The organism is Tistrella bauzanensis, assembly GCF_014636235.1.
GTDB lineage: Bacteria > Pseudomonadota > Alphaproteobacteria > Tistrellales > Tistrellaceae > Tistrella > Tistrella bauzanensis.
In genome coordinates this window covers 22,161-29,977 of record NZ_BMDZ01000065.1, presented here as the reverse complement: position 1 = coordinate 29,977, position 7,817 = coordinate 22,161, and the positions used below count along the sequence as shown (strand labels likewise).

General features: G+C 66.3%; 6 protein-coding genes. All 6 read right to left on the bottom strand.

What is annotated here, in order from left to right; all coding sequences use genetic code 11:
* Positions 1-182: 182 nt before the first annotated feature.
* The 6 genes from IEW15_RS20665 to IEW15_RS20640 all read right to left on the bottom strand — a co-directional run bounded on the left by IEW15_RS20665 (position 183) and on the right by IEW15_RS20640 (position 7,704).
* The gene (locus IEW15_RS20665) at positions 183-1,061 is read right to left on the bottom strand and encodes an ABC transporter permease (RefSeq protein WP_188581494.1); all 879 of its coding nucleotides are present in this window, start codon (positions 1,059-1,061) and stop codon (positions 183-185) included.
* 4 nt (positions 1,062-1,065) lie between these two features.
* Positions 1,066-2,019 carry an ABC transporter permease gene (locus IEW15_RS20660; RefSeq protein WP_188581492.1) on the bottom strand — a complete coding sequence of 318 codons (954 nt, stop codon included), beginning with the start codon at positions 2,017-2,019 and terminating at the stop codon, positions 1,066-1,068.
* A 95-nt stretch (positions 2,020-2,114) separates the two neighbouring features.
* Positions 2,115-3,653: an ABC transporter substrate-binding protein gene (locus IEW15_RS20655; protein WP_188581500.1), complete on the bottom strand. Its 1,539-nt coding sequence runs from the start codon at positions 3,651-3,653 to the stop codon at positions 2,115-2,117.
* Between the two features lie 210 nt (positions 3,654-3,863).
* Positions 3,864-4,910 (bottom strand): ABC transporter ATP-binding protein, encoded by a 1,047-nt coding sequence (locus tag IEW15_RS20650; protein WP_188581490.1) that lies wholly within the window; start codon positions 4,908-4,910, stop codon positions 3,864-3,866.
* Positions 4,907-5,944: an ABC transporter ATP-binding protein gene (locus IEW15_RS20645; protein WP_188581489.1), complete on the bottom strand. Its 1,038-nt coding sequence runs from the start codon at positions 5,942-5,944 to the stop codon at positions 4,907-4,909. The genes IEW15_RS20650 and IEW15_RS20645 overlap by 4 nt, the downstream gene beginning before the upstream one ends.
* An 8-nt stretch (positions 5,945-5,952) precedes the next feature.
* Positions 5,953-7,704: a class I adenylate-forming enzyme family protein gene (locus IEW15_RS20640; RefSeq protein ID WP_188581487.1), complete on the bottom strand. Its 1,752-nt coding sequence runs from the start codon at positions 7,702-7,704 to the stop codon at positions 5,953-5,955.
* Positions 7,705-7,817: the final 113 nt, after the last annotated feature.

Here is a 7,817-nt window from a genome sequence, read left to right as displayed (position 1 = left end):
GCATCATCTCCCCCTAACAAAGCTCCACGCGATCGAATCACGCCGGATAAAATGAGGGAAGGATTTTTCCGCAGCCTGCTAAAGCAGATCCCGATCAGGTGGAACCACCTGATCGGGTGAAGATGCGCGATAAACGAATAACTTAGAGTGATTTTCGTGAACCAGATGGCGCGAAAATCGCTCTATCGCCCGCTGCGGGTGGTGGGGTCCAGCATCATGCGGACACTGTCGCCCAGGCCGTTGAAGGCGAGCGCGGTCACCAGGATGGCGAGACCCGGGGTCACCATCTGTTCAGGCGCGATCTCCATATACAGATAGGCCTTGGCCAGCATCGATCCCCAACTGGCATCGGGCGCCTGGACACCCAGCCCCAGAAAGGACAGCGAGGCCTCGGCCAGCAGCGCGCCGGCCAGAAGCAGCGTCACCTGCACCAGGATCGGCTGCACCGCATTGGGCAGGATGTGGCGGGCCAGGATGCGCACCGGACTGGCCCCGAAACAGCGCGCGGCATCGACATACAACTCTTCCTTCACCACCAATGCCCGGGCGCGGGCCAGGCGCGCGATCAGCGGCGCGAAGACGATGCCGACCGAGATCATGGCGTTGGTGAGCCCCACCCCCAGCGCGCCGGTGACGCCGATCGCCAGCACGATCGCCGGAAACGACAACAGGGCGTCGATGATCCGACTGACCACCTCGTCCACCCAGCCGCCGGCAAAACCGGCAAGCAGCCCCACCGGCAGGCCGATGACCAGCGCGATCGAGACCGAGAGCACGCTGGCATACATGCTGGCGGATGCGCCATGGATCAGGCGGCTGAAGACGTCGCGGCCCAGATCGTCGGTGCCCAGCAGGTTGTCGGGCGATGGCGGCATCAGGATCAGATCGAAATTCTGCTCGATCGGCGAATGAGGCGCGATCTGGTCGGCGAAGATGCCGGTCAGCGCGATGATGGCGATCACCAGCAGGCTGAGCGCGCCGCGCGGATCGCGCAGCATCCAGGCGAGAACCGGATTGCGGCGGCGCCGTGCCGCGCGTGGCGGGGTTGCGGTCTGGGTCATGGGATCAGCGCACCCTCGGATCGAAGACGACATAAAGCATGTCGATGATCAGGTTCAGCACGACGACGAAGATGATCATCGTCAGCACCACCCCCTGCACCACCGGGAAATCGCGGGCCAGCGCCGCGTTCACGATCAGATTGCCGACACCCGGAATGGCGAACACGGTCTCGACCACCACGGTTGCCGCCAGCAGCCGGTTGGCCAGCAGACCGATCACCGTCAGCAGATTGACCGAGACGTTCTTCAGCCCGTGCTTCCACAGCACCGACCCGCCGGGCAGGCCCTTGGCGTGCAGCGTGCGGACATATTGCGAGCCCAGGATGTCGACCAGCGAGGTGCGCAACTGGCGTGCCACCTCGGCGATGCCGCCGGCGGCAAGGGCGGTCGCCGGCAGGATGGCGTGTTCAAGCGCGCGGATCGGATCGGTGGTGAAGGCCACGGCGCCGGTCGCCGGCAGCCAGCCCAGCGACAGCGCGAAGGTGGCGACCAGGATCATCGCCAGCCAGAAATTCGGCACCGCGATGCCGACCGAGGCCAGCCCCATCACCGCGCCGTCCAGGATGGAATTCGGCCGCAAGGCCGCCAGAATGCCCAGCGGAATGCCGACCGCCATGGAAATCAGCATCGCCAGCACGACGATCAGCAGGGTCAGCGGAAAGGTGCGGGTGAGCGAGGTCATCACCGCCTCGCCCGAGATCAGCGACTGCCCCAGATCGCCATGCAGCGCGCCCCACAGCCAGTCGAAATACTGGACCAGGAACGGCCGGTCGAGGCCATAGAGCGATCGGATTTCGGCAAGACGCTGGTCGGTGGCATTGTCGCCGGCCAGCGTGACCGCGATATCGCCGGGGATGAGCTGGATCAGCCCGAACACCACGAAGGTCACGATCAGGATCACCGGCACCACCTGATACAGGCGGCGGCGCACGGTGCGGATCGCGCGGTGGCTGGACATAAGGTAGGGTCTCCTCGATGGCGCGCGGGCGGGAGCAACCTCCCGCCCGCGCCCGACCAGCGATGGCAAGATCAGACGGACGGAACCGCCGCCGGTCAGGCGAGCGACACGTCATAGAGCTTGGGCTTGTTCAGCAGATTGGGCTTGTAGCCCTCGACCTTGTCACCGGCCACGTCCAGCGCCGACAGGAAGGCCAGCGGGCAGACCAGCGCATTGTCGAGCACCAGCTTCTGCACCTGCGAGAAGGCGGCCTTGCGCGCTTCCTTGTCGGGGGTGGCGCGGCTGTCGGCGATCGCCTGCACCAGCTCATCGGGCACCGGGCCGCGGCCGCCATTGTAATAGGCGTCGGGCAGATACATCAGCGAATAGGTCAGGCTGGGATCGGGCCGACCGGTCCAGGCCGAGACCAGCGCATCGGTCTTCTTCTCGTTGCCGAAGAAGGCGGCCGATGCCTCGGGGATCGTGCCGATCGAATAGCGCACCCGGATGCCCACCTGGCGGAGCTGCTCCATGATGAATTCCTGGCGCTGCACCGAGCTCTGATCGGGATAGCCGCCCAGATGCAGATCCAGCCCGTCGGCATGGCCGGCCTCGGCCAGCAGGGCCTTGGCCTTGTCGGGATCATAGGGGTAATAGCCGGCCAGTTCCTGATCGAAGGCCCAATGCGCCGATGGCAGATTGGTGATCGCCTTCTCGCCGATACCGTTCATCGTGACCTTGACGAAGGCGTCGCGGTCGATGGCATGGTTGATCGCCTGACGCACCCGAACATCGTCCAGCGGCTTGCGCGCCCAGTTGAAATAGATCTGGATGCAATACAGCGTCGGGCCGGTGAAGGTGGTCAGCTTCGGCGCCCGCTTGGCGATCATGCCCTGCTGGGGCGACAGGAAATAGACGAAATGGTTCTGGCCGGCCATGACCGAGCGCAGACCGGTCGACAGTTCCGGAATGATCGAGAATTCGATGCCGTCGACCTTGGGAATACCGGGCTTCCAATAGGCGTCGTTGCGCTTGACCACCACCTTCTCGTTGTCGTTCCAGGTCACAAAGCTCCAGGCACCGGTGCCGACGGGGCTGCGGTCGTGGGCCTCACCCTTCTCCTGCACGGCCTTCGGCGACACCATCATGCCGGCGCGATCCGACAGGATCATCGGCAGGGCGGCGTCGGGATTGGCCAGCCGGATGGTGACCTGAAGCGGCCCGGTCACCTCGACCGCCTCGACATTGATCAGATCGGCCTTGATGTTCGACCGGGCGTCGCCGCGATTGCGGTCCAGGTTGAACTTCACCGCTTCAGCGTTGAAATCGCTGCCGTCATGGAATTTGACGCCCTCCTGCAGATCCATCACCAGGGTCTTCGGATCGGGGAAGTTCCAGGCGCGGGCCAGGCCGGGTTTGGGGTCGAGGCTTTCGAATTCCCATTCCACCAGCGTGTCGAACACGGTGTACAGGAAGGGATGGTCCTGGCCGGACCCACCGGTCATCGGGTCCATGCTCGACGGGTTGGCCGGGGCCGACACCTTCAGCACACCGCCGGCGGCAAGGGCCTGGCGGATATGGCCGGGCAGCATGCCGGATGCGGCGACGCCGGCGGCGCCGGCGCCCAGCAGCGACAGGAAGCGGCGGCGATCCATCGCGAAGGCCGCGCGGCCATCGATGGTCACCGGCCCCTCGGTGGGGGTGCTGCCATGCTCGGGCAAGCGGATCTTGGTCATTGGGTTGTCTTCCTCCCTGGGGGGCGCCCGCCGGATCTTCCGTCGCATAGCGGGGTGCTCCTGATGCCGACTTTTTTCGGCTGTTCTGGTTCGCGTGGTGGCCAATGGGGCCGGGGGCTTCAAGACTGGTCACTGTTCCGCCGCGGCGATCTCCTCGGCGAAATGGCAGGCAACCAGATGATTGCGGGCGATGGGCCGCCAGTCCGGCACCGTCTCGGCACAGGCCGGGCGGGCATGGGGGCAGCGGGTGCGGAAGCGGCAGCCGGATGGCGGGTTCAGCGGCGACGGGATCTCGCCTTGCAGGGGCGGCCGCCTGGGCGCACGCTGCCAGGACGGCACCGGCACCGGCTCGGCCGCCATCAGCGCCCGGGTATAGGGGTGCATCGGCCGTTCGGCGATCGCCTCGACCGGGCCCAGTTCCATGAACCGGCCCAGATACATCACCGCCACCCGGTCGCTGATATGCGACACCACCCCGATATCATGGGTGATGAACACATAAGACAGCCCCATTTCGCGCTGGATCTCGGCGAACAGGTTCAGCACATCGCCGCGGATCGACACGTCCAGGGCCGCCACCACCTCGTCGCACACCATCAGCCGCGGCTGAAGGGTCAAGGCGCGGGCGATGTTCACCCGCTGTTTCTGGCCGCCCGACAATTCATGCGGATAGCGCCGCGCCTGTTCGGGCGTGATCCCCACCCGGTCCAGCCGGTCCATCGCCCGCGCGATCCGGCTTGCCCGGTCGCCCTTGCCCACCACGTCCAGCGGCTCGCGCACGCTGTCGAGAATGGTCATGCGCGGGTTCAGCGCGGCATTGGGATCCTGAAAGATGATCTGGAGATCCCGGCGGCGCTGGCGCAGGGCACGGCCCTTCAGCCGCGCCAGATCCTGGCCGTCATAGCTGATCTGTCCGGATGTCGGGTCCAGCAGACGCACGATCGCCCGGCCGAGGGTCGATTTGCCCGACCCGCTTTCGCCGATCACGCCGAAGGTCTCGCCCGGCCGGACATCGAAGCTGATACCGTCGACCGCCTTCAGGCTTTCACCATCGGCGGTGGTGAAGGTGACGCGCAGATCGTCGACCGACAGCAAGGGCGGCCCGTCATCCGGGCGCGACCGCGGTTCCGGTGCCGTCCGCGCGCCATGCAGGGCCTCCGGCTTGACGCTGATCATCGCACCACTCCCTGCAGGCTCAACGCGTCGGTTCGGATGCACCGCGCCTTCTGGCCGGGCACGGGTTCCAGCAAGGCCTGCGGCAATTCGCAAGCCCCGATCGCATGGGCGCAGCGCGGCCGGAATCGGCAGCCCTCGGGCATGGCGATCAACGACGGCACCCGGCCGGGGATCGACGGCAGCGCCGCCCCACGCGCCACCAGCCGTGGCAGGGCCGAGAACAGCCCGGCGGTATAGGGATGGCGCGGCCGGACCAGCGCGTCGTCGACGGTCGCATCCTCGACCACCTCGCCCGCATACATCGTCACCATGCGGGTGCAGGTCTCGGCCACCACCCCCAGATCATGGGTGATGAACAGCAGCGCCGTGCCGCTGGTCTCGCTCAACTCCACAAGAAGATCGATGATCTGGGCCTGGATGGTGACGTCGAGCGCCGTGGTCGGCTCGTCGGCGATCAGCAGTTTCGGGTTGCAGGCCAGCGCGATCGCGATCATCGCCCGCTGGCGCATGCCCCCCGACAGCTGATGGGGATATTCATCGGCCCGCCGTGCCGGCAGCGGAATCCCCACCCGCGCCAGCAGGTCGATGGCGCGTTCGCGCGCCGCCCTGCGGCCCACAGGCTCATGCGCCAGAATGGTTTCGATGATCTGCTCGCCCACGGTGAACACCGGGTCAAGCGCGCTCATCGGCTCCTGAAAGATCATCGCGATGCCGGTGCCGCGCAGCCGGCGCAGCTCACGCGTCGACAGGGTCAGCAGGTCGCGGCCCTGAAACCGGATCGCGCCGTCGATCCGCGCCAGCCCGCGCGGCAGCAGACCCATGATCGCCAGCCCGGTCAGGGTTTTGCCGCAGCCGCTTTCACCCACGATGCCGATGCGTTCGGCCGGACCGACCCGGAACGACACATCGCGGGTCGCCGACACCTCGCCACCGCCGGTGCGCAGCCGGATGCCGACCCGGTCGAGTTCCAGCAGCGGCGCCGCGACGCTATCGAGCCCCGGATGGGCAGCTTCCGGGCGATCAGCGGTCGTCATCGCCGCCGTCATGCGCCGGCTCCCGCGCCATCCGTGGCGGAAAGTTCAGCCATAAGCGCCTGCTTCAGCTTGTATTTCTCGATCTTGTTGGTCGGCGTCACCGGCAGCGCGTCGACGAAACGAACATGGCGCGGCGCCATGTAACGCGGCATCACGGTCAAGGCGAATGCCCGCAGATCCGCTTCGGTCATCGCCCGGCCCTCGACCAGTTCGATGAACACGGCGCAGTCTTCCTCGTCCCCTTCTGCGGCCGGCACCGGCAGGGCCGCGGTGGCGCGGATGTCGGGATGGGTGTTCAGCAGATCCTCGACCTGATAGGACGACACATTCTCGCCCCTCACCCGGAAGAAGCCGCCCATGCGGTCGATGAAGTAATAGACATCGTCCTGTGTGCGCCGCACGGCATCGCCAGTGTGGAACCACAGGTTCGAAAAGGTCTTGATGGTGGCATCGGGCTTGTTGAAATAATGCGTCAGCAGCAGATGCGGAAACCTTGGACGGAAAGCCAGTTGCCCGGCCTCGTCGGGGCCCAGAACATTGTCGTCCGCATCCAGAACCGCCGCCTCCAGCAAGGGCGACGGCCGGCCCATGAAGCCCTTGGCCAGGGGTTCCGTGCCGTCGACCACCATCACGCCGCGATCACGGGCGATGCGCAGCATGGTGTCTCGATCATGGCCGACCCGGAATTCCGGCCGCTTGGCGTCGGCATCGCCGAACTGGTCGATCAGCGCCACGAAGCCGTTGCCGCTCTCGGTCTGGCCGAAGCCGGCGGTGCAGAACTGAAAGCCGAAGCGCTGCGCCACCTGGTGATGCTGCGCGGGCAGCGGCTGCATATGCACCCGCATCAGGGTGTTGTCGCGATCGGAGGCCTGCGGCTCGGCGCTCATCAGCCAGGGCACCATCACGTCCAGCAGCACGGCATTGCTGGCCCGGTGGCCGCGCACCCGGTCCCAGAACCGCGTCGGGCTGAACTTGTCCCACAGCGACACGGCACAGCCCGTCCAGCACGCCTTCGCCACCAGAAACATCGCCCCGCCGACATGATAGAGCGGCAGGTCGCAATAGATGGTGTCCTGCGGCGTCAGAAAGGCGCGGCTGTTGAAGGTGTATTGATTGATCCAGCGAAACGGCTGGACCACCCCCTTGGCGGGGCCGGTGGTGCCGGAGGTGTAGATGATGTTGGCGACATCGGCGGCACCGCGCACCGCCGGCCGGTGCCGCCGGGGCGTGCGCATCAGATCGGCCAGATCATGCACACCGCGATGGGCGATCAGCGCCGGCGGCAGTTCGGCGCGATCGGCGATATAATCGTGATCGGCGGGGCCTGGGCGGTGCACCACCACATGCGGCACGGCGATATCGCCCAGACTATCGGCAACCGCCGGCGCCAGGGCGGCATCGGTGATCAGCACACGGGGCGCCGTGTCGGCCAGTTGATACGACAGCAGCCGGCCGGTGTAGTTGAAGTTGACCGGAGCATAAATACCGCCGGCCTCCCACACCGCGAACATGGCGAGTGTCGCCACCCGGGAATTGCGGGTGAAGACCGAAACCCGGTCGTCGGGCTGAAGCCCCATGTCCTGAAGGGCGGCGGCAAGGGTTGCAACCTCGGCCTCGAACGCGGCGAAGCTCTGGTCGTGGTCTTCCTCGCCATAGCGGATGAAGAGGTGGTCAGGATGATGGCGCACGGCATGGCGGAAGCGGTCGATGACCACATCACCTTGCGCGACCATCATCGCGAACAGCGCATCGGCGTTCACGATCGGCAGTCCTCCCGTCGCGGCCGTCTGTCGCGGCCTTGAGACATCGATCCGTCCGCGCCACCGGCCGCCCTGCTTGGCGACATGACCGCCGGTCAGTTGGAACAAACGTT

Bases quoted from the DNA above. Each gene is read 5' to 3' on its own strand.
- IEW15_RS20660 (WP_188581492.1), bottom strand. From the start codon at position 2,019: ATGTCCAGCCACCGCGCGATCCGCACCGTGCGCCGCCGCCTGTATCAG.
- IEW15_RS20665 (WP_188581494.1), bottom strand. From the start codon at position 1,061: ATGACCCAGACCGCAACCCCGCCACGCGCGGCACGGCGCCGCCGCAAT.
- IEW15_RS20650 (WP_188581490.1), bottom strand. From the start codon at position 4,910: ATGATCAGCGTCAAGCCGGAGGCCCTGCATGGCGCGCGGACGGCACCG.
- IEW15_RS20655 (WP_188581500.1), bottom strand. From the start codon at position 3,653: ATGGATCGCCGCCGCTTCCTGTCGCTGCTGGGCGCCGGCGCCGCCGGC.
- IEW15_RS20645 (WP_188581489.1), bottom strand. From the start codon at position 5,944: ATGACGACCGCTGATCGCCCGGAAGCTGCCCATCCGGGGCTCGATAGC.